Source organism: Pseudomonas sp. UBA6323 (assembly GCF_002439135.1).
Taxonomy (GTDB): domain Bacteria; phylum Pseudomonadota; class Gammaproteobacteria; order Pseudomonadales; family Pseudomonadaceae; genus Aquipseudomonas.
This window is the reverse complement of record NZ_DJSX01000009.1, coordinates 102,854-123,245: the sequence shown is the minus strand read 5'-3', so window position 1 is coordinate 123,245 and position 20,392 is coordinate 102,854. Positions and strand designations below refer to the sequence as shown.

The following is a 20,392-nucleotide window of genomic DNA, read 5'->3' as shown; positions in this document are numbered from 1 at the left end:
CCCACTCTGCAGCCAGTCGGTGTGTCTCACGATGGCGCTTACACCTGGGCTGGCCTTCGGCCATCCAGCACCCCGCTTATCTGGAATAAACCGTTTTTAGCTTGGGTATGGCACCTCGCGTGATAGGGTTAGTCCCTGCTCATCTTAAAATTGGCCGCCGCACGCGGCCCTCACAAGAGCGTCCCAAATGCAAGCCAAGGCACGCGAAGTTCCTGTGCTGCCGGTGCTACAGGATCTGCGGGCCGGTACTGCAAAAATGCACATCGGTCTGGAAAAACAACTTCCCTTTTTCTCTGACCTTCTCGACAGAAACGCCTTTCAACGGCTGATGCAGGCCTACTACGGCTTCTATCTGCCCCTTGAAAATGCCTTGCTCGATAGCGACGTGATACCTGCCGATTTCGACCTGGTGTCGCGCCTCAAAGCACCGACCCTGTGCAAGGACCTGCATGCTCTAGGCCTTTCAGCCGAGGCCATCGAGCGTTTGCCGATCTGCCAGAGATTACCTGCAATAAACTGCAGGCCCGCCTTCCTGGGCGTTCTGTATGTGCTCGAAGGGGCCACACTCGGTGGACAAATCCTGCGCCGGGAGATGGCTTCACGACTAGGCCTGAACGCCGACAACGGAGCGGCGTTCCTCGATATCTATGGCGCGGAAACCGGGCGACGCTGGCGCAGTTTTATTACGTATCTGGGAAGTCGATCCCTGGATACGGACGAGCGCGAAGCCGTTGTCATGGCGGCCCAGACCACATTCGCCTGTTTCGAGCGCTGGCTCGAACGCAGAGAGGTACTGATATGACCCCGCAGAACAAAGAGGCCTTCGAAGAACTGTTGGCCAACTGCGCCGACGAGCCAATCCGCTTCCCCGGGGCGATCCAGCCCCATGGATTGCTGCTGACACTCAGCGAACCGGATCTTGAGATCATCCAGATCAGCGCCAATGTCGAAACATTGCTGGCGCATACGCCGCAAGAACTGATCGGCCAACCGTTACACAAGCTGATTGGCCAAGCCCATGCCGAAGCAGTACGCGAGGCGTTGCTGCGACCAGCGTTCGCCGACGCCGGGCCACTTCACTTTCACATCAATGGCATGACATTCGAGGGCTTGCTGCATCGGCATCAGGGCGTGTTGATCCTGGAGCTGGAAATCCACGTGGAAAATTTCCAGCCGCGAAACGTCGCGGGGCTCAACACCAACCTGGGACGCATGCTCCAGCGCCTGCAACAAGCGAGCACGCTGCAGGAGCTGTACGACATCAGCGTTAAGGAAATTCAGGCGATGACCGGTTATGACCGGGTGCTCATCTATCGCTTCGAGGAAGAGGGCCATGGTCAGGTCATCGCTGAAGCCTCCGCTCCGTCGATGGAACTCTTCAATGGCCTGTTCTTCCCCGCCTCGGATATCCCCGAACAGGCTCGCGAGCTGTATCGCACCAACTGGCTGCGAATCATCCCCAACGCCGATTACCAACCGGTGCCACTGGTGCCGAAGCTGCGACCCGATACGCAGACTCCGCTGGACCTGAGCTTCGCCACGCTGCGCAGCGTTTCCCCGATTCACTGCCAGTACATGAAGAACATGGGGGTGCTGTCGTCGATGAGTATCTCCCTGCTCAAGGACGACAAACTCTGGGGCCTGATCAGCTGCGGCAATCGCCAGCCGTTGCACGTACCGCATGAGTTGCGTAGCGCCTGCCAGACTATCGGCCAGGTACTGTCGCTGCAGATCAGCGCCATGGAGTCGCTGGAGATCAACCGTCAGCGTGAAGAGAAAATCGATGCGCTGAGACTGCTCAATCAGGCCATGATCGATTCTTCGCAGACTGTTTTCGATGGGTTGGCAGCGCAACCTGAGGTGCTGATGGCGCTGACGGGGGCCGGCGGCGTCGCAGTCATCGAAGACAAGCAGCTACGCCGATACGGCAACTGCCCGGAGCCCCAGGAAATCCGCGCACTGCACCAATGGCTGCAGGACAGAGGCGAGCCGGTGTTTTCCAATCATTGCCTTTCTGCTGTCTATCCGCCCGCCGCGGAGTATCCGCAGGTGGCTAGCGGCCTATTGGCGATGAGCCTGCCCAAACCGGTGGATAACGGGGTTCTGTGGTTTCGTCCGGAGGTGAAGGAAAGCATCAACTGGAGCGGCGATCCGCGCAAACCCATGGATCTGGAAAATTCCGATGCCGGCCTGCGCTTGCGGCCTCGCACATCGTTCGAAATCTGGAAGGTCGAGATGGCCGGGATTTCAACCAAATGGAGCCAGGGAGATTTGTTTGCGGCCAACGACCTGCGCCGCTCGGCGCTGGAGCATGACCTCGCCCGGCAAGTACGCCGCGAGCAGGAGGCTGTGCGTGCCCGTGACGAGCTGGTTGCCGTGGTCTCGCATGACCTGAGAAACCCCATGACGGTGATTTCGATGCTCTGCGGCATGATGCAAAAGACCTTTAGCTCCGACGGCCCGCATACCTCGCGACGCATTGCTACCGCGCTCGACACCATGCAGCAGGCCGCCGGACGGATGAACACGCTGCTCGAGGATTTGCTCGATACGTCGAAGATCGACGCCGGGCGCTATACCATCACCCCGCAAAAGCTCGATGTCGGGCACATGTTCGAAGAAGCGCAATCGCTGCTCGCACCACTCGCGCTTGATAAGGACATCAGTATTTCCTTCGAGGCTGATCCCGATCTGCGCATTCATGCTGATCCAGAGCGGCTGTTTCAGGTGCTCTCGAACCTGATCGGCAATGCGATCAAATTCACCCCGCGACAGGGCCAGGTCGGAGTCCGCGCGAAATCTGTCGGCGATGACATCGTATTCACCGTGCGCGATACCGGCGAGGGCATCCCCACGGAGCACCTGCCTCATGTGTTCGACCGTTACTGGACGGCAAAGGATGGCAATCCCACCGGGACGGGCCTTGGTTTGTACATTACCCAAGGCATCGTGGAAGCCCACGGCGGGCGCATCGCCGTGGAGAGCGAACTGGGCAAGGGCTCGGAGTTTCAGTTCACCGTGCCGGCGCTTGCAGAAAGTGCTGTGTAGTATTTTTGTCCAGCATTACTTGGTGATCGAGGACTAGGCATTCGAGATATCTTGTTGCCAACCAAAATCCTGTACCGCACGGTATCGCCAGCCGACTAGGGAACCCGAAAAGCCCGCCTGGAGCGTAATGCTGTTCATTTAAGGTCGCACACGTTTGGCTCCCCTCTCCCATTTATTGGGGGCACGCCTAGTGGAGAGGGGCTGGGGGAGAGGGCTGAAAATACCGCAAAACTGCCAGTTTTCCCCTCTCCGAACGCGGCCCGCCCTAACTCTCTCCCCAAAGGGGCGAGGGGACTAATCGCGTCCGACCATTTCTTATGTGAACAGTATTTCGCCTAGAGCGGGCTTTGTCGTTCATGACGTCTGGCACCGGGCGGTGCGCAGTATCGGCTAAGACCGGTGAGAGACCTCGGGGATCGCTTAGCTACTGGCAACAGCAGCGTTGTCGGCACGGGCTTCCTCCAGCAGCTGTTGAATCACCTGCTCCTGCTCCTCGTAGCGTCCCTCACCGAAATGGCTGAAGCGCACCTTCCCCTTGGCATCGATAAAGTAATGCGCGGGCCAGTACCTGTTGTTGAACGCGCGCCAGATCGCATAGTTGTTGTCGATAGCAACTGGGTAGGCAATGTCCAGCGCCTTCACCTGCTTTCGTACATTGCCGATCAGTTTTTCGTAGGCGTACTCAGGCGTGTGCACGCCGATCACCACCAGCCCGCTCTTCTCATATTTCTTCGCCCATTGATTGACGTAGGGCAGGCTACGCTGGCAGTTGATGCAGTCGTAGGTCCAGAAGTCCACCAGCACCACTTTGCCACGCAAAGACTCGGCACTCAGCGGCTCGGAGTTAATCCATTGCACCGCCCCCTCCAGCGACGGCATCCGCTCGCTGCCTTCACTGCCGCTAAGCGAGAGGGCCGCAGCCTTGCTGATCAGGTAATCGACGATTTTCGGCACGTTTTCGATAAGGCTGAGCTCGACCGCAGCGCTCCGTTCCGATGAGGCCTGCTCGAAGAGTTGGCGATCAGCCCCGGTGCCTATCAGCACGGCGCCCAGCAAGCCCGCAACCCCCGCGCCGCGACGTAGCCAGGCGGTGACCGGCAGCATGGGTTTCAGCCGCGCAACCAAGCCGCGACCCGCCGCTATCAGCACACCCAGCGCAGTGGCACTGCCCAGGCCATAGGCGAGCAGCAGCAGGCTGGTGCCAGCGCTCGCGCCCTGCAGCATTGCGCTGGAAAGTATGGCGCCCAGGATAGGGCCGGCGCAGGGTGCCCAGAGCAAGCCCGTGGCTACGCCGACGGTAACCGAGGCCAACGGGCCGCCGCCGCCTCGCACGGAGGGGTCGATTCGGTTGCCCAGCGCGACGAGGGGCCTGGCCATCAGCGTGCCGAGCCTGGCTGACAACAACGACAAGGCGAACAGCACCAGAATCAGCAGCGCGATCTGGCGGCCGGCAACATTGGCATGCGCCACCCACTCGCTGCCGACCACTGCCAGGCTCGATACCAGGGCGAAAGTCATCGCCATGCCGCCCAGTACCAGAAAAATGGAAAACCGGGAGCGGTTCGCTCCGGCGAAAACAAAGGGCACGACTGGAAGGACGCAGGGGCTGAGAACCGTGAGGACCCCGCCCAGAAAGGCGACTAGAAGCATGACGCTACCTATGGAGTTGGCGGACCGGACCTACCTTCCGGTAGCGGGTCGGGTCCGCGTGACTGGATCAGTTTCGCTGTGGCGGACCGCCAGGTCGTTGTTCGCCGTTCAAGCAGACGTGGCCTGCGCGTATGCCCCAGGCGTCGAGCTGACGCCGTTGGCTGCATGCGCCCCGACTTGCATGCCCAGTCGCGTACGGCTGAAGCCATCTTCAGCCACTCGCTCCAGCTGCATGCCCAGTTGAGTTCGGCTGAAGCCGTTCTCGGCCTGCGCCCGGTTCGCGCCTTTACCCGCCAGCGGAATGAGCTGAAAGCACAGGCCGCTGTCGCCGCGATGGTTTTCACTGGCGGCATTGGCATGGACAGCTACACCTGCCAGCGAGAGCGCGAAGGCGGACAGGTAGATCTTGAGATTTTTCATGATGGTTCCTTGAGTTGAGTGCTGAAAAAAGTAACGGGGAGGATCAGCCACCTTCGTTGCAGTTGGCGGCGATTTTTGGGTAAGTCACCGCGTGCTGCTCACCCATGGAATCGAGGTAGATCATCTGGGCACTCACTACACCGCAGTTGTCGCCACTGTCCTCGGTCAGGGAGATCACCTTGCTGATGTCCAGACGGGTGCCGTAGGAATAGGGTTCGCTTGCGACGGCGTCCTGAGCCATGGCGGACATCGCACTCAGAACGGTGAGCAGGCAGGCAGCGGAAATGGCTTTGATGTTCATGGTGAGTTTCTCGTATTCAATGGCTTCGTTGGGTTCATCGAGACGGGGTCGTGCTGTCTCGTTGGAGCGCATTAAATGCCCGGGAGGTATCTCGGCTGTGTCGACAAGCCCCATGCTTGGAATCGTTAAGTGTCTGCGGTGAGCTCTGATACAGAGCGATACAAACGCCGCTGTTTTTCGCATTCCTTCGGCTCTACTTGTGGCTAGATGGCTGACCTATACAGCCCGATTGACAGGCGACAGGGCATCGCCACACTGCGCACTAGACGCGCATTCGGAGAGCGGGAATGGAACACGTCGATCACGTATTGATCGTGGATGATGATCGCGAGATCAGAGAGCTGGTCGGCAACTACCTGAAGAAGAATGGCCTGCGCACGACGGTGGTCGCCGATGGCCGTCAGATGCGTGCCTTTCTCGAAACCAATCAGGTCGACCTGATCGTGCTCGACATCATGATGCCGGGCGATGACGGGCTGGTGCTGTGTCGCGAGCTGCGCGCCGGAAAGCACAAGGCGACGCCCGTGCTGATGCTGACGGCGCGCACCGACGAGACCGACCGCATCATCGGCCTGGAAATGGGCGCAGACGATTACCTGGCCAAACCCTTCGCGGCTCGCGAGTTGCTCGCCCGCATCAACGCCGTGCTGCGCCGCACGCGCATGCTGCCGCCCAATCTGGTCGTCACTGAAAGCAGCCGCCTGCTCAAGTTCGGGCGCTGGCGTCTCGACACCACCGCCCGCCATCTACTGGATGAAGACGGGACGCTCGTGTCGCTCAGCGGCGCGGAGTACAGGCTGATGCGGGTATTTCTCGATCACCCGCAGCGCGTGCTCAGCCGCGACCAGCTGCTCAATCTGACCCAGGGTCGTGGCGCAGATCTCTTCGACCGCTCCATAGACCTGCTGGTCAGCCGACTGCGTCAGCGCCTGCTGGATGACGCCCGCGAGCCCGCCTATATAAAGACGGTACGCAGTGAAGGCTACGTCTTTACCTTCCCGGTCGAGATACTCGAGGAGCAGGTATGAAATGGGCGCTGCAGCGGCCGCGCACACTGGCCTCGCGGCTGTGGCTGGTGTTTCTGGTCGGGCTGATTCTCGCCCAAGCGCTCACGTTCGGCGCTCAGTACTACGAGCGCTACCAAAGTACCAAGATGACCATGCTGGGCAATTTCGAGCATGACACGGCGACCTCGATTGCCATCCTCGACCGTCTGCCCGCCGCCGAGCGCCCGGAATGGACCAAGCGCCTGCAGCGGCGCAACTATGACTATCTGCTGCGCGAGCACGACCCTGGTATTGCACTCGCCTCGAGTGATCTTGCCGCCAGCGCGGCACAGTCGCTCCAATTCGCCCTGGGCCGCGACTATGACTTGAGCTTCGTGGAAATACCCGGTCCGCGGCAACATTTCCAGGCCCAGCTGCGGCTGGCAGATGGCAGTCCCGTCACCATCGACGTGAGGCCCGCGGTCAAGCCGCTCTCCCCCTGGCTGCCCCTGGTACTGTTCGGTCAACTCCTGCTGATGATCGGCTGTACCTGGCTTGCCGTACGGATTGCCATACGCCCGCTCAGCCGCCTGGCCGAGGCGGTCGGGAATCTCGACCCGAACGCTCATCCCGTGCAGCTGGATGAAAACGGCCCCCGTGAAGTGGCCTACGCCGCCCGGGCCTTCAATACCATGCAGGCGCGTATCGCCGAGTACCTGAAAGAGCGTATGCAATTGCTGGCGGCCATCTCCCACGACCTGCAGACGCCCATCACGCGCATGAAACTGCGCGCCGAATTCATGGAAGACTCGGAGGAAAAAGAAAAACTTGGCAACGACCTGAACGAAATCGAGCACCTGGTGCGCGAAGGCGTCGCCTATGCCCGCAGCGTGCATGGTGCAACCGAAGCCAGTTGCCGCATCAATCTGGACGCCTTCCTCGACAGCCTGGTATTCGACTACCAGGACACCGGACAGGAAGTCAGTCTTTCCGGCAAGAATGGAGCGATCATCGAGACACGGCCGCATGCCCTGCGCCGCATTCTGGTGAATCTGGTGGATAACGCCCTCAAGTACGCGGGCACTGCCGAGGTGGAAGTATCCGGCGGTACCAGTGCCGGTGTTTCGATCAGCGTCCTCGACCGTGGGCCGGGCATCTCCGAGGAGGTCCTGGCCGAAGTCATCAAGCCGTTCTATCGCGTGGAAAGCTCTCGCAACCGCAGCACCGGCGGCACCGGCCTGGGCCTGGCCATCGCTCAACAATTGGCCACGGCGATTGGCGGCTCGCTGAGCTTGCGCAACCGCGAAGGTGGCGGGCTCTGCGTCACCCTGTCCCTCGCTTCCAATCGCTAGACCACAGTGGCTGCAGCGCCAGTGCAGCCGCTATCAAGATTTCATCGGCTCACGTTTGTACGCCACTGTATCCAGCCAGTTGGCGTACGCACAAACATGCATAACCGCCTGCTCCAGACATAGCCGGTACACAGCCCGCTGCAAGAATTCTCCCCATCGACTCGCCATCAACCCTCGAATGGCAGAGCGCTCAATACGGGAGACCTTACAATGACCAATCAATCCTACAGCCTGCGCGGCTGGCAGCTGTTCGGCCTTATCGCAGCGCTGGTAGCGGTGATGAGCGCCGCGTCCATCGTGGCCCAACCCGACCTCATCGAAGGTCTGCGCAGCGCCATCCGCGCCACGGCTCGATCCTCGTTCGTCTTGTTCATCGCGGCGTTCACCGCATCGGCTTTCGCTGTGCTGGTGCCCTCGCCGCTTTCCCGAACCCTGGTCCGTGAGCGACGCTTCATCGGGCTCGCCTTCGCCTTTTCCCATCTGGTGCACGCCGTACTGATCTACGCCTACGGGCAGCTCAACACCGAGTTCTGGCCGAGCCGCACGGTAGCCAACAACATCCCCGGTGGGACCGCCTACACCTTCATCCTGTTGATGGCACTGACGTCATTCAAAGGCCCAGCTCGGCTGATAGGCCCGAAAGCCTGGAAGGCGCTGCATGTCACCGGCATGTGGGTAATCCTCGGCGTATTCGCGTTTTCCAACTTCAAACGCATCTCCATGAGCGACTGGTACGTGCTGCCCTTCGGTATCGCCTGTGCCGCCGTCGCCATCCGTTTGGTCGGCAAACTGGCCATGGCCAACAAGCGTAACCAGGCCAGACAGTCTTCAATGCGCCAAGCCTCTTCCGCCTCCTGACTCAACACGGGCGCAATGAAGTTCGTTGCAGGCCGCGACAAGCTGGCGATTCCGGCAGACGTGTCAATCGGGAGTCATCGGCATCGGCGCCATTGCCAATCAGCCTTCCGGGCCAGGAGCAGACGCAGGCGCAGATCGATCGTGCGCACATCGTCTGCCCTGACTCCAACGCCACTCGCGGCAATATCGACGTCACGCTGACTCGGGTCGACTGATTCAGCGTCGGCAAACCGACAGACCAGGCTCATCGGCCGACAGGGGCAAGAGCCTGGTCTGCGTCAGCCAGCCATCACCGCTCTCGCGAATTCCTCAGGCGCAGGGCTTTCCGCCCAGGCCGGCACCTCGGCCGGCAGGACCAGCCAGGGCTGCTTGTGCCGCGTCCAGATATGCGCCGCCGGTGTCTGGCTGATATCCAGCGTACCTGCACGCAGCACCACCATCCCCGGAGCGGCCGTGGTGCTGTAGATGCGCGTAAGGCACTGGCCGCACAGGCGCTGGCGAGCAACCTGCCCCTCGTGCTCGTGCACATACTCCACCAGCGCCCCCGTTATACTCAGCGCCGCTTCAACAACGCGTGCAGGCCGAAGGCGCTACCGCTCCAGCGCTGACAGTGCAGGCAGTGGCAGGCGTAGACCACCGGCGGAACGGGCAGGTCGAGGGTGTAACGAACGGCTGCGCATCGGCATTGCCCGGTTAGTGCCATGGCATAACTCCGTGTAAGGGCGCCGCAGACGCCTCGATGAATGATGGCCGGCAGGATGCCTGATCGCCCCCTCCCGGAAGAAGCCTCAAAATGAACCATCAGCTGATAGCGAATGTATGAACCCCTACGGTCTCGAATGGGAAAACCAGCGCGTGTTTCTTGCCGTGCTACGCAGCGGCAGTCTGTCCGGCGCCGCGCGCCTGCTGGGCATTGCCCAAGCCACCGCGCGGCGGCGCATCGAGAAACTGGAGGCCGGGGTCGGCACCAGTCTGTTCACCCGTACCCCGTCCGGCCTGGTGCCGACCGAAGCGGCCCGTGAGCTGGGTGAGCACGTGGAAGCGATGGACGCGGCAGCATGCGCATTCAATCGCCGCGCCAGCAGCGGCGCCGACGATAGCGAAGGCACCGTCCGCCTGACCAGTAGCGAACTGCTCGGCGTCGAGGTGCTGCCGCCGTTGCTCGGTGAACTTTGCCAGCGCCTGCCCCAACTGCGGCTAGAGTTGAGTGTCGGTGACCGCGTGGAAGCGCTGGCCCGCCAGGAGTCGGATATCGCGGTACGCCTGCTGCGTCCCAGCGAAGCCAACGTCGTCACCCGCCGCGTCGGCGCCCTGCAAGTCGGCTTGTTCGCAACTGCCGATTGCCTGGCCCGCCACGGTACTACACGGACGCCGGCCGACCTGCGGGGCCAGCCGCTGATCGGTCCTGATCGGCGCCAGGCCGATCATCAGGTGCTGCTCGAACAGGGCGTGTACAGCCTCGGTCAGCGCTTCACCATCGCCAGCGACAATCACCTGGCACAACTCGCGGCCCTGCGCGCCGGGCTGGGTTTGGCCCTGTGCCCGACTCGACTGGCCGAACGCTACGGTCTTGAACGCGTGCTCGCTGACGAGATCAATTTCGAGGTGGACGTGTGGATCGCCATGCACCGTGATCTGCGGCGAATCAGGCGCGTCGCGCTGGCATTCGACGCGCTCGCCACGGCGCTGGACAGATTTTTCGCCCCTGGATAAACCGTTAAAACCGCTGTTGCGCATGACGGATAGCTCACCACGCCGATTGGCCCAGTCGAAGCCGGTTCACCTGTCAATCAAACGAAGCGGCGCTCAGATCATTCCCAGGGTCAGCGCCTTTAGCGTCGCAGCGGCGCGGGTAGAGCATTGCAGCTTGCGAAACACGCTCTCGACATGGGTGCGCACGGTGCTCGGGCTGATGCCCAGGTCGCGCGCCACCTCCTTGTTGCTCGCCCCGCCGCTGATGCGCTGCAGGATCTGCGTTTCGCGCTCGCTGAGCAGGCCGTTGCCAGGTTTGCTGGTCAGCGGCGCCTGCTCGCCGTGCGCCGCGCTGATCACCGCCTGGCAGGCACGCAGATCAAAACGGCCCTGCTCGGCTTCATCCTGCAGCAGCCGGGCGGCCTGATCATCATCTAAAGCTGCGCGCCAGGGTCGTTCGGCACGCAGTGCTTGCCAGGCCAATGCTGCGCTCAGCAGGCGATGCTCGGCCTGCAGGGCTTCGCCACCAAGGGCGCGAAAATAGCCGCTGCCATCCAGACGCTCGTAGGCATAGGCGGCCAATTGCCCGGCCTCGCTCAGGCCATCGATCTGGCTACAGGCGCGATGCGTCCAGTAGGGCACCAAACGTACCGACTCAAGATCGCCGTCAAGCAAAGGCCCGGGCGTGCTCCAGACCCGGTTGGGCACGGCCGCACGGCCCAGGCCATGAATCAGCGCCGCCTTGGCGAGCAGCTCGATGCGCGGCTCGGGTAGGCTCCACAGCCGGCCGGCGTCACGCACGAGGTTGGCAGCCTGACGCGAATACCCGGCCAGCCAGGGCAGCTTGAGGTCGATCACGTCGCCCACCAGGGTCAGGGGTACTTCCGGCCCTGTTCTCGGTTGGGCGACCTCGGGCGTACGCAAGGCTTGCAGCCAATCCGTCGCGTGCCGTGACAGTGTGGCAACCAGCGCAGCTGGGTAACGGCGATCGCCCTGAGCGACGATCCACTCCAGCGCTGCCTCCAGCCCATGAGCCCTCGACAGGATTTCCAGGTCGCCCGCCAACACCACCTGATACACCACTTGCGGAACATCCGGATGGCGCAGACCGAGAGGGCGGCCGCTGCCGTCGTAACATTCGAAAATGTGCCGCAGGCCATGCTCGACGTCACTTCCCAGCGCCAGGGTGCGCGCCACCTCGCCGGCGACTTCGCAGTGCACCACGGCCAATGGCGTGGTGCGCAGCATGGCGCGCTGGCCGGCAGCATCGAGCGTATGCGCGAGCATATCGCGGCGCCCGCCGACATCGTCGCCGAGCAGGCGCATGAACCCCTCAGCGTTGGCAGTACAGCCGGACCAGCGCAGCAACGCCACCTGCTGCACCGCAGCGATCTGCGCCTGATCGCCGCCGCTGGCCTGCATCAGCCACTGCGCCAGGCGCGCGGTACGGCGCGATTGATCGATCGGTTGGCCCATGCTCAGGTCACCGACCATGGCCAGCGCCAGCAGGGCGTCTTCCAGCGCGACGGCATCATTCACCTGCATTGCATACCTCTCCCTTTTTTCCACGCCTCGGATAAACGACCGATACCGCAGCCTCGGCGCATTACCGACACTGGCATCTCCCAAGCACAGGAGATTCAATCATGTTCAATACCAAGCCGTTGATCCTCGCACTCGCCATCGCCAGCCCCTTCTTCGCAGTCAATGTCCAGGCCGCCGACGCCAAGCCTTCGGTAGTTATCGTTCACGGCGCCTTCGCCGACGGCTCCGACTGGGCCAAGGTCGTGCCGCTGCTGCAGGATAAAGGCATCAAGGTTACCGTGGTGCAGAACCCACTGACCTCGCTGGCCGACGACGTCGCCGCCACCCAGCGCGTATTGAACAACCAGGACAGTGATGTCGTGCTGGTGGGCCATTCCTGGGGCGGCACGGTGATCAGCCAGGCCGGTACCGACGACAAGGTGCGCAGCCTGGTCTATGTCGCGGCTTTCGCACCGAATGCAGGCCAGTCCACCGGCGAACTCTACGCCGGCTATCCTACCGCACCCGGTTCGAGCCAGATCGCCGCCGACAAGAACGGTTTCCTGTACCTGACGCCGCAGGGCATGGCGACCGACTTCGCTCAGGATCTGTCTGCCGAGCAGACCGCGGTGATGACCGCGACGCAGGGTCCGATTCGCGCCGCCGCATTTGATGAACGCACCAGCGTGGAAGCCTGGAAGCAGAAGCCGTCCTGGTACGTCGTCGCCAATGATGACCGCATGATCGTGCCGCAAATGCAGCGCGACTTCGCCAAGAAAATCGGTGCGCAGACCACCGAAGTTACCGCCAGCCACGTACCGCAGCAGTCACGTCCGAGCGATGTGGCCAAGGTGATCATCCAGGCGGTGGAAAAAACCCAGGCAGCCGCGAAGTAAACCTCGCCGTCGCCTCAACGAAAAATGCCGCACCCAAGGGTGCGGCATTTTTCATTTCAGCGCGCGGATCAGCTCAGCGCATCACGGCTATGCACGCCATCGACCAGACGCTGGATGCCCAGCGGGTTGGCGTTCTGCAGCGCTTCCGGCAGGACGTCATCCGGATAGTTCTGGTAGCACACCGGACGCAGGAAGCGGTGGATCGCCAGGGTGCCGACCGAGGTACCGCGGGCGTCGGAGGTCGCCGGGTACGGGCCGCCATGCACCATCGAGTCGCAGACTTCCACGCCAGTCGGGTAGCCATTGAGCAGCACGCGGCCGGCTTTGAGTTCCAGCAGCGGCAGCAGGTCGCGGAAGGCGGTCAGGTCTTCACGCTCGGCGATCAGGGTCGCGGTCAGCTGGCCGTGCATGCTCTGCAGAGCGCGGGTCAGCTCGGCGCTGTCGGCGACTTCGACGACGATGGTGGTCGGGCCGAAGACCTCTTCCTGCAGCAGGTGGTCGCCTTCGAGCAGCATGCTGACGTCGGCCTTGAACAGCTGCGGCTGCGCCTGGTTACCGGCCTGCTCGTTGCCCGCCAGGTGGCTGACCTTGGCATGACCTTTGAGCTGCGCGACGCCGCTGGTGTAGCTGCGCAGGGTGCCGGCGTTGAGCATGGTCTGCGCCGGTTGGGCGCCGATGGCGTCGGCCAGGCCGGCGACGAAGTCGCTGAACTCGGCGCTGCGAATGCCGATGACCAGGCCCGGGTTGGTGCAGAACTGGCCGCAGCCCAGTACCACGGAGCCAGCCAGCTCCTTGGCCACGGTGGCGCCACGTGCCTTCAGAGCGCCCGGCAGGACGATCACCGGGTTGACGCTGGACATCTCGGCGAATACCGGGATCGGCTGCGGACGGGCAGCAGCCATGTCGCACAGGGCGCGACCGCCTTTCAGCGAACCGGTGAAGCCAACGGCCTGGATGGCCGGGTGCTTGACCAGAATTTCGCCGACGCCGCCGCCGAAGATCATATTGAACACGCCCTTGGGCATGCCGGTTTTCTCGGCCGCGCGGATCACCGCATCAGCTACGCACTCGGCAGTGGCCATGTGGCCGCTGTGCGCCTTGAATACCACCGGGCAGCCGGCAGCCAGGGCCGAAGCGGTATCGCCGCCGGCGGTGGAGAAGGCCAGCGGGAAGTTGCTGGCGCCGAACACGGCGACCGGACCGACACCGATCTGGTACTGACGGATATCCGGGCGAGGCAGCGGCTGGCGATCCGGCAGGGCGCGGTCGATGCGTGCACCGTAGAAGTCACCACGACGCAGCACCTTGGCGAACAGGCGCATCTGGCCACTTGTACGACCACGTTCGCCCTGGATGCGGGCAGCCGGCAGTGCGGTTTCACGGGTGACCAGGGCAACGAAGTCATCACCGAGGGCGTCGATTTCGTCGGCGATGGCCTCGAGGAACTCGGCACGGCGCACGGCCGACAGGTTGCGGTAAGTCGGGTAAGCGGCAGCGGCAGCCTGGGCGGCAGCGTCAACTTCTTCCGGCGTGGCCTGGATAAAGGTGTAGGGCAGCGCTTCACCGCTGCTGGCGTCGAGGCTCTTGTGCTCGACGGTGCCGGCGGCGCGGCGCTCACCGCCGATGTAATTGTGGCCAGTCAGACTCAGCATGGTGTTCTCCTGTCAGGAGGGACGGCAACGCCGCCCCGGACAATGAATGAGGCCTCGACCTTCTGAGTCGAGGAGTGACAACTTTACTTCAGTTGTCAGACATATGATAAGTGATAACTTCGGCATTCGTCCCCTTGTGAGGGCGCAATCCGTCAATCCGCCAGGCGGATTTTCGACCCGACAGCAACGCCGCCGAACCTGACAGCGGCTTAAAGCTGGCGTACACCACCGACCTTCACCGCGGGCGCATGCACGCTGATCCCGTTGCGCAGCGGCTCGCCCAGCGCATCCAGGCTGACTTCGAAGGTATCCCCAGGTTGTGCCTTGATGCCGTCGGCGAACGACAGGGTCGCAGTGCCGAAGAAGTGCACGTGCACATCGCCCGGACGCAGGAACTGGCGATACTTGAAGTGGTGGTACTCGAGGTTCTCCAGGCTGTGGCACATGTTGTCCTCGCCGGAGAGGAACTCCTTCTCCCACAACACCTGGTCGCCACGCCGGATACGGCTGATGCCGGACAGGTGGCGCGGCAGCTCACCGATCAGCATCTCCGGACCGAAGGAGCAGAAACGCAGCTTCGAGTGGGCCAGGTAGAGGTAGTTCTTGCGCTCGACCACGTGGTCGGAGAACTCGTTGCCCAGCGCGAAGCCGATGCGATACGGCTGGCCATCGTCGCCAATCACGTAGAGGCCGGTCAACTCCGGCTCCTCACCGAAGTCCTCGGCGAAGTCGGGTACCGGGAAGTCTTCACCGGGGCGAACCACGATGCTGCCGTCACCCTTGTAGAACCACTCCGGCTGCGCGCCTTCGCTGCCTGCAGCCGGGCGACCGCCGGCCATGCCCCACTGGAACATCTGCATGGTGTCGGTGAGCTTGCCTTCGGCCTGCTGCGCTTCCACCTGCTGGTGCATCTTGTCGCGCGTGGAGGCGCTACCCAGATGGGTCAGACCGGTACCGGAGATCAGGCAGTGAGCCGGATCGCTGTGATCCAGCGGAGCCAGCAGACGCTTCTGCTCGATCAGCTCGGCGTAGACCGGTCCCTGTTCGACGCCCAGACGCTCGATCTCGGCGATCAGGCCGTGACCGTTACGGATCGCCTGCAGCGCCAGCTCACGGGTGCTGCTGACGCCCTTGACCACGCTGATGCGTGCGTCACCGACGACGCCGACCTGGCGCTGGCCCTGTTCGTTCTCAAACTGAATCAACCGCATCGCTGTGCTCCTGTTGTTCTTGTCCGGTTGTTCTTGCGCCGACGCTGCGGCGTGCTTGGCCAGCACTTTAAAAATTGCCCGCAGTGCTGCCTAATGAAAGCTTCTGATTAGGTGATAACTTTTCGTCATTCCCCTATGTTGCAGCCACTCAACTACATTGTTTCGCGCCTGCGTATTCGCCAGTTGCGCCTGCTGATCGCCCTCGACGAGCTGGGCACCCTGCACCGTGCAGCCGAGCGCATCGCCATCAGCCAGCCGGGTGCAACCAAGGCGCTGCACGAGATCGAAACCACCTTCGGCACGCCACTGTTCATACGCACGGCCCAAGGCCTGCAGGCCAATGACATGGGCCGCTGCGTGATCCGCTACGCGCGCCTGATCCACAACGACTTGGCACACCTGCATGACGAAATGCAGGGCATCCTCCAGGGCCATGGTGGTCACCTGGCAGTGGGCACCATCGCCGGCTCGGTGCCGCTGGTTCTGCGCGCCCTCACCCGCCTGCGCCAGGCGCAGCCGGATATTTCCGTGCAGATCGTCGAGGACATCAGCCCGCGACTGCTCAAGCTGCTCGATGAGGGTCGCCTGGATCTGGCCATCGCCCGCACCAGTGGCAGCCAGCATCCGGACGCCTACGAGTGTCTGAGCCTGCATGCCGAGCGCCTGGCGCTGGTCGCAGCCCCGCAGCATCCGCAGCAGAACAACCCGGCGCTGCAGTTAGCCGACCTGAGCGCCTACAGCTGGGTGGTCTACCCGACCGGCACACCGATGCGCACGGTTCTGGAGCGTGAATTCGGCGAAGCCGGCCTGGAGTTTCCACGCAACCCGCTGGAAACTTCCTCGACCTTCACCATGCTCAGCCTGCTGCAGGAAGACCCGCAGCTTGTGGCGGTGATGCCCCACTCCATCGCCTGCTCCAGCGAAGGCTTCGGTCTGCTGCGCCGGTTGCCACTATCGCTGCAGTCGCGTAACGAACCGTGCTCGATCATCCATCGCAGCGGCACCAACCTGTCGCCTTTGGCAGCGCAATTGCTGGAGCTCCTGCGCAACGAGCTGGACACGCTGTTGGAAGATGCCTGACAGGCACTGTCCAGAGCCGCATCAGGAGAGCATTCGCGGACAAGTCCGCTTCCACGATGCAAGCCACAGCGCCTGCGTTTACTGTGGGAGCGGACTTGTCCGCGAAGGTCATGGCAGCTGGCGGAAGGCCGACGCCTCTCTAGCATTGCGCCACCAATGCCACAGCCTCGGCCACGCCATCAGCGCACTTACAACGACTGACGCAGCAACTCGGCGTAGTCCTCAGCACTCGCCACCCGCGGGTTGGTCTTGTGGCTATGGTCGGCCAGCGCTCCTTCGATGATCGCCGGGAACAGCGACTCGTCCACGCCCATTTCCGCCAGGCCCGAAGGCATGCCGAGACGACGGTTCATCTCACGAATCGCCGGGATGATTTCCTCGACACTCCCCAGGCCCATGGCCTGAGCGATGCGTTGCAGTTTCTGCTCGTCGCGCACCGAGTCGGACTGCGCGTTGAAGGCGATAACTGCGGGCAGAAATACCGCGTTGAGGGTGCCGTGATGCAGCCTTGGGTTGATACCGCCAAGCGCGTGACTGAGGCTGTGCACGCAACCCAGACCCTTCTGGAACGCCAGGGCGCCCTGCATCGAGGCGCTCATCATGTTCAGCCGCGCCTCGCGATCTCCGGGGGTACGGGTTGCACGCTCGATGTGCCGCCAGGCACGCCACAGGCCATCCAGGGCGATACCGTCGGCGGGTGGGTTGAACGCCGGCGCCATGAAGGTTTCCAGGCAGTGGGCGATGGCATCCATGCCCGTGGCAGCGGTCAGTTGGGCCGGCAAGCCGAGGGTCAGTTCGGGATCGCAGATCGCCGAACGCGGGATCAGATAGGGCGAGATGACGCCGACCTTGCGCCCGTCATCGAGAATCAGGATGGCGCCACGACCGACTTCGCTGCCAGTACCGGCGGTGGTGGGGATGGCGATCACCGGCGCGGTGGCGGCGGTGATGCGGGTCAACCCGCCTTCGATAACGGCAAACTGCTTCAGCGGGCCTTCATGGGTGCCGCATACGGCAACACCCTTGGCTAGGTCGATGGAAGAACCGCCACCGACCGCGATGATGCCGTCGAAACCGCCATCGCGATAACGCGCAGCCGCAGCACGCACCACACCTTCATTCGGGTTCGGCGGCGTCTGGTCGAATACCTCGGCAACGGCGGGCTCGGCCAGTTGCGCCAGCACCTTGTCGACGATACCTGCAGCACGCACTCCGGTATCGGTGACGATAAAGGGCCGAGTGATACCAATGCGCTGACACTCGGCAGCCAACTGGCCGAGGGCGTCATAGCCGAACTGGACTTGGGTGAGGTAGTTGATAAGTGCCATGGGAAGCCTCTGCTTTGTTTTTTGTAATAGCAGGCAGCGGAAAACGTCGAGTAAGATCACTCGGACATTCTCACGGATAGCCTTGCCGCCCAGGCAAACTATGAGATAGAGGCGCTCCTGACTAATGAGAGGCGTTGATACTGCTATAAGGGAAAGCTATATATGCTGCCATCGGTGTCCTCCATTTTTTCCCGCCTGCGCTTCCGCCAACTGCGTCTGCTGATTGCCCTTGGCGAGCAGGGCTCGTTGATCAAGGCCGCGGAACTGGTCTCGATCAGCCAACCCGGGGCAACCAAGGCGCTGCAGGAAATAGAGACCACGCTGGGCGCGCCGCTTTTCATACGCACCAACCGCGGCCTGGAGGCCAACGAGCTGGGGCATTGCGCGATTCGCTATGCCAAGCTGATCCAGACCGACCTGACCCATTTGCGCGAGGAAATGCTGGGTATTCTCCAAGGCCACGGCGGACGGCTGTCGGTCGGCGTAATCATGGGCGCAGTGCCGTTCATGACGGATGCGCTGACCCGGCTGCTGGAGGAGCATCCGGATCTGTCGGTGGAAATCGTCGAAGACACCAGTGCGCGGCTGCTCAGCCTGCTCGACCAGGGCCGTCTGGATTTGGCGATCTGTCGCACCAGCATCAGCCGCCAGCCGGAGCAATACGACTGCATCGACGTGCGTGACGAAACCCTGGCCGTGGTCGCCAACCGTGATCATCCGCTGGCCGGCCGCGCGCAACTGGAACTGGCCGACCTGGCTGACAGCCGCTGGGTGGTCTACTCGGCCAACATGCCGATGCGCCTTTCACTGGAGCGGGAATTCCAGCAGGCGGGGCTACGCTTCCCGTTGCACCTGCTGGAAACCACCTCGGCCTTCACCACCCTGTCGCTGCTGCAGAAGAACCCGGAACTGGTCGCCCTGCTGTCTACAGACGTGGCACGCTTCTGCACCGGTTTCGGCATGACCTGCATCCTGCCGCTGCAACTGAAGAGCCGCAGCGAGCCGTATCAGCTGATCACCCGGCGCGGTGTCAACCTGTCTTCGATCAGCCGCCTGTTTATCGAGCAGCTCACACCGGCGCTATGCAACGCCTGAGCATCAGACCAAGCCGCGTGCCGCCAGGTTGTTGATCAGCGCATTGAGACCGAATTGCCAGACCGGCGCCTTGTCACTGTGGTTGACACGGTTGTGCAGGGCGCCCAGCTGCTCACTGCTGATGATCACCCGGTCGGCGAGCTTGTGGGTGAAGCCGCCGCCCGGTGCATCACGGTCCTCGGTCGGCGCGAACAGGGTCCCGAGAAACAGCAGGAAGCCATCCGGATACTGGTGATTGCGGTTGAGCGCCTGGCCGACCAGATCCAGCGGATCGCGGCTGATCTTGTCCATGGAGCTGGTGCCTTCGAGCACATAGCCGTCAGCGCCCTCGACGCGCAGGCGAACCACCGTGTTGCGCACGTCATCGAGGCTGAAGGTATCGTCGAACAGACGGATGAACGGGCCGATGGCGCAAGAGGCATTGTTGTCCTTGGCCTTGCTCAGCAGCAGCGCACTGCGGCCTTCGAAATCCCGCAGGTTGACGTCGTTGCCCAGGGTCGCCCCCAGCACCTCGCCCCGGCTGTTGACGGCCAGCACGACCTCCGGCTCCGGGTTGTTCCACACCGAGCCGGGATGAATGCCGATCTCCGCCCCGCTGCCAACGGCAGCCAGTACCGGTGCCTTGGTGAAAATCTCGGCATCCGGGCCGATGCCGACTTCCAGGTACTGCGACCACAGGCCCTGCTCCTGCAATAGCGCCTTGACCTGCTGGGCCTTCTCGGAGCCTGGCTTGATGCTGGCGAAATCGTCGCCCAGTACCTGCCTGACCTTGGCTCGCACACCTTCGGCCAGCCTGGCGTCGCCACCGGCGCGCTCCTCGATCACACGCTCGACCATGCTGGAAGCGAAGGTGACACCGGCAGCCTTGAGCACTTGCAGATCGGCCGGCGCCAGCAGGCTGGGCAGCTGTGGATTGAAATCAGCGCCGCTGTTGCACAGCAATGCCTCGACGCTGCACAGCGGGCTGCCGCCAACGCTCGCCAGGCTGGCCAACAGCTGCTCGCGCTCGAACAGCCCGCTGAGAGTCGGCGCGAGAGTGGAAAGATCGTAGACGCCATCTTCACGCAGCAGGATAGGCGCAGGCCCCGCGTGCTCTCCGGGCAGCCAGGCCCGGCCGACGATGGTTCCGCGCAGGCCGTCGGATGGCAAGGTGTTGCTGGGCGAAAGGCTGAGAGCATGTGACATGGCAGTGTCCGTCTTGTTATGCGAAGGGGATGCCTGCAGGGGCACCCAGTGGTGCAGTCAGGCCGGCCGACCTTATCTCCCCAATCGCGATAACCACCAATGACTATTAGTCAG

Annotated in this window: 19 protein-coding genes and 1 pseudogene; 10 read left to right on the top strand and 10 right to left on the bottom strand. The window is 62.7% G+C overall.

The features are described 5' to 3' along the window. The first annotated feature begins 187 nt into the window (after nt 1-187). The gene (locus B3P22_RS02550) at nt 188-802 is read left to right on the top strand and encodes a biliverdin-producing heme oxygenase (RefSeq protein ID WP_296269727.1); all 615 of its coding nucleotides are present in this window, start codon (nt 188-190) and stop codon (nt 800-802) included. Beyond that, a complete protein-coding gene (locus tag B3P22_RS02545) occupies nt 799-3,048 on the top strand; it encodes an ATP-binding protein (RefSeq protein ID WP_296269726.1) in 2,250 nt (749 codons plus the stop codon). The genes B3P22_RS02550 and B3P22_RS02545 overlap by 4 nt, the downstream gene beginning before the upstream one ends. Nucleotides 3,049-3,468: 420 nt before the next feature. Here the strand turns inward: B3P22_RS02545 and B3P22_RS02540 are convergent, their stop codons facing one another. The 3 genes from B3P22_RS02540 to B3P22_RS02530 form a co-directional block, all read right to left on the bottom strand. Then, nucleotides 3,469-4,698 (bottom strand): cytochrome c biogenesis protein DipZ, encoded by a 1,230-nt coding sequence (locus B3P22_RS02540; RefSeq protein ID WP_296269725.1) that lies wholly within the window; start codon nt 4,696-4,698, stop codon nt 3,469-3,471. Nucleotides 4,699-4,806: 108 nt separating this feature from the next. Then, complete coding sequence (locus tag B3P22_RS02535) at nt 4,807-5,118, bottom strand: hypothetical protein (RefSeq protein ID WP_296269724.1); 312 nt, start codon at nt 5,116-5,118, stop codon at nt 4,807-4,809. A 43-nt stretch (nt 5,119-5,161) separates the two neighbouring features. Further along, nucleotides 5,162-5,419: a DUF2790 domain-containing protein gene (locus B3P22_RS02530; RefSeq protein WP_296269723.1), complete on the bottom strand. Its 258-nt coding sequence runs from the start codon at nt 5,417-5,419 to the stop codon at nt 5,162-5,164. Between the two features lie 287 nt (nt 5,420-5,706). On the opposite strand from B3P22_RS02530, the gene B3P22_RS02525 reads away from it, so the two are divergent. The 4 genes and pseudogenes from B3P22_RS02525 to B3P22_RS23755 all read left to right on the top strand — a co-directional run. Then, entirely contained in the window at nt 5,707-6,447 is a 741-nt protein-coding gene (locus B3P22_RS02525) for a response regulator (protein WP_197857778.1), read from the top strand. Then, nucleotides 6,444-7,757, top strand: a complete 1,314-nt coding sequence (locus tag B3P22_RS02520) for an ATP-binding protein (protein WP_296269722.1) — start codon at nt 6,444-6,446, stop codon at nt 7,755-7,757. Before B3P22_RS02525 ends, B3P22_RS02520 begins: the two co-directional genes overlap by 4 nt. A gap of 210 nt (nt 7,758-7,967) precedes the next feature. After that, the gene (locus B3P22_RS02515; RefSeq protein WP_296269721.1) at nt 7,968-8,615 is read left to right on the top strand and encodes a ferric reductase-like transmembrane domain-containing protein; all 648 of its coding nucleotides are present in this window, start codon (nt 7,968-7,970) and stop codon (nt 8,613-8,615) included. Between the two features lie 9 nt (nt 8,616-8,624). Continuing rightward, nucleotides 8,625-8,830: pseudogene (locus tag B3P22_RS23755) on the top strand (organic hydroperoxide resistance protein); the annotation flags it as partial. A 63-nt stretch (nt 8,831-8,893) separates the two neighbouring features. Here the strand turns inward: B3P22_RS23755 and B3P22_RS23705 are convergent. Together B3P22_RS23705 and B3P22_RS23700 are read right to left on the bottom strand one after the other, a co-directional pair. Then, nucleotides 8,894-9,142: a GFA family protein gene (locus B3P22_RS23705; protein WP_349681623.1), complete on the bottom strand. Its 249-nt coding sequence runs from the start codon at nt 9,140-9,142 to the stop codon at nt 8,894-8,896. Nucleotides 9,143-9,168: 26 nt separating this feature from the next. Continuing rightward, on the bottom strand, nt 9,169-9,318 hold the full coding sequence (locus B3P22_RS23700) for a hypothetical protein (protein ID WP_349681622.1): 150 nt from the start codon (nt 9,316-9,318) through the stop codon (nt 9,169-9,171). Between the two features lie 116 nt (nt 9,319-9,434). Here B3P22_RS23700 and B3P22_RS02500 point away from each other — a divergent pair, with 116 nt between their 5' ends. Continuing rightward, the gene (locus B3P22_RS02500; protein ID WP_296269719.1) at nt 9,435-10,328 is read left to right on the top strand and encodes a LysR family transcriptional regulator; all 894 of its coding nucleotides are present in this window, start codon (nt 9,435-9,437) and stop codon (nt 10,326-10,328) included. A gap of 93 nt (nt 10,329-10,421) precedes the next feature. Here B3P22_RS02500 and B3P22_RS02495 read toward each other — a convergent pair whose 3' ends face one another. After that, nucleotides 10,422-11,852, bottom strand: a complete 1,431-nt coding sequence (locus B3P22_RS02495) for an HD domain-containing phosphohydrolase (RefSeq protein ID WP_296269718.1) — start codon at nt 11,850-11,852, stop codon at nt 10,422-10,424. A gap of 101 nt (nt 11,853-11,953) precedes the next feature. Between B3P22_RS02495 and B3P22_RS02490 the strand changes: the two genes are divergently transcribed. After that, a complete protein-coding gene (locus B3P22_RS02490) occupies nt 11,954-12,727 on the top strand; it encodes an alpha/beta fold hydrolase (protein WP_296269717.1) in 774 nt (257 codons plus the stop codon). A 68-nt stretch (nt 12,728-12,795) separates the two neighbouring features. Here B3P22_RS02490 and B3P22_RS02485 read toward each other — a convergent pair whose 3' ends face one another. Further along, the gene (locus tag B3P22_RS02485; RefSeq protein ID WP_296269716.1) at nt 12,796-14,379 is read right to left on the bottom strand and encodes an aldehyde dehydrogenase (NADP(+)); all 1,584 of its coding nucleotides are present in this window, start codon (nt 14,377-14,379) and stop codon (nt 12,796-12,798) included. A 209-nt stretch (nt 14,380-14,588) separates the two neighbouring features. Continuing rightward, nucleotides 14,589-15,590, bottom strand: coding sequence for an AraD1 family protein (araD1, locus tag B3P22_RS02480; RefSeq protein WP_275860285.1), 1,002 nt, complete (start codon nt 15,588-15,590; stop codon nt 14,589-14,591). Between the two features lie 135 nt (nt 15,591-15,725). On the opposite strand from araD1, the gene B3P22_RS02475 reads away from it, so the two are divergent. Further along, entirely contained in the window at nt 15,726-16,670 is a 945-nt protein-coding gene (locus tag B3P22_RS02475; RefSeq protein WP_017361179.1) for a LysR family transcriptional regulator, read from the top strand. Between the two features lie 188 nt (nt 16,671-16,858). On the opposite strand, the gene B3P22_RS02470 is transcribed toward B3P22_RS02475, so the two are convergent. After that, entirely contained in the window at nt 16,859-17,998 is a 1,140-nt protein-coding gene (locus tag B3P22_RS02470; protein ID WP_197857769.1) for an iron-containing alcohol dehydrogenase, read from the bottom strand. A 162-nt stretch (nt 17,999-18,160) separates the two neighbouring features. On the opposite strand from B3P22_RS02470, the gene B3P22_RS02465 reads away from it, so the two are divergent. After that, complete coding sequence (locus tag B3P22_RS02465; RefSeq protein ID WP_296269715.1) at nt 18,161-19,093, top strand: LysR family transcriptional regulator; 933 nt, start codon at nt 18,161-18,163, stop codon at nt 19,091-19,093. 3 nt (nt 19,094-19,096) lie between these two features. Here the strand turns inward: B3P22_RS02465 and B3P22_RS02460 are convergent, their stop codons facing one another. Beyond that, nucleotides 19,097-20,278, bottom strand: a complete 1,182-nt coding sequence (locus B3P22_RS02460) for a fumarylacetoacetate hydrolase family protein (RefSeq protein WP_296269714.1) — start codon at nt 20,276-20,278, stop codon at nt 19,097-19,099. Between the last annotated feature and the right edge of the window lie 114 nt (nt 20,279-20,392).

Coding starts and splice junctions, on each gene's coding strand:
- B3P22_RS02550 (WP_296269727.1), top strand. CDS start 188: ATGCAAGCCAAGGCACGCGAAGTTCCTGTGCTGCCGGTGCTACAGGAT.
- B3P22_RS02545 (WP_296269726.1), top strand. CDS start 799: ATGACCCCGCAGAACAAAGAGGCCTTCGAAGAACTGTTGGCCAACTGC.
- B3P22_RS02540 (WP_296269725.1), bottom strand. CDS start 4,698: ATGCTTCTAGTCGCCTTTCTGGGCGGGGTCCTCACGGTTCTCAGCCCC.
- B3P22_RS02535 (WP_296269724.1), bottom strand. CDS start 5,118: ATGAAAAATCTCAAGATCTACCTGTCCGCCTTCGCGCTCTCGCTGGCA.
- B3P22_RS02530 (WP_296269723.1), bottom strand. CDS start 5,419: ATGAACATCAAAGCCATTTCCGCTGCCTGCCTGCTCACCGTTCTGAGT.
- B3P22_RS02525 (WP_197857778.1), top strand. CDS start 5,707: ATGGAACACGTCGATCACGTATTGATCGTGGATGATGATCGCGAGATC.
- B3P22_RS02520 (WP_296269722.1), top strand. CDS start 6,444: ATGAAATGGGCGCTGCAGCGGCCGCGCACACTGGCCTCGCGGCTGTGG.
- B3P22_RS02515 (WP_296269721.1), top strand. CDS start 7,968: ATGACCAATCAATCCTACAGCCTGCGCGGCTGGCAGCTGTTCGGCCTT.
- B3P22_RS23700 (WP_349681622.1), bottom strand. CDS start 9,318: ATGGCACTAACCGGGCAATGCCGATGCGCAGCCGTTCGTTACACCCTC.
- B3P22_RS02500 (WP_296269719.1), top strand. CDS start 9,435: ATGAACCCCTACGGTCTCGAATGGGAAAACCAGCGCGTGTTTCTTGCC.
- B3P22_RS02495 (WP_296269718.1), bottom strand. CDS start 11,852: ATGCAGGTGAATGATGCCGTCGCGCTGGAAGACGCCCTGCTGGCGCTG.
- B3P22_RS02490 (WP_296269717.1), top strand. CDS start 11,954: ATGTTCAATACCAAGCCGTTGATCCTCGCACTCGCCATCGCCAGCCCC.
- B3P22_RS02485 (WP_296269716.1), bottom strand. CDS start 14,379: ATGCTGAGTCTGACTGGCCACAATTACATCGGCGGTGAGCGCCGCGCC.
- araD1 (WP_275860285.1), bottom strand. CDS start 15,590: ATGCGGTTGATTCAGTTTGAGAACGAACAGGGCCAGCGCCAGGTCGGC.
- B3P22_RS02475 (WP_017361179.1), top strand. CDS start 15,726: ATGTTGCAGCCACTCAACTACATTGTTTCGCGCCTGCGTATTCGCCAG.
- B3P22_RS02470 (WP_197857769.1), bottom strand. CDS start 17,998: ATGGCACTTATCAACTACCTCACCCAAGTCCAGTTCGGCTATGACGCC.
- B3P22_RS02465 (WP_296269715.1), top strand. CDS start 18,161: ATGCTGCCATCGGTGTCCTCCATTTTTTCCCGCCTGCGCTTCCGCCAA.
- B3P22_RS02460 (WP_296269714.1), bottom strand. CDS start 20,278: ATGTCACATGCTCTCAGCCTTTCGCCCAGCAACACCTTGCCATCCGAC.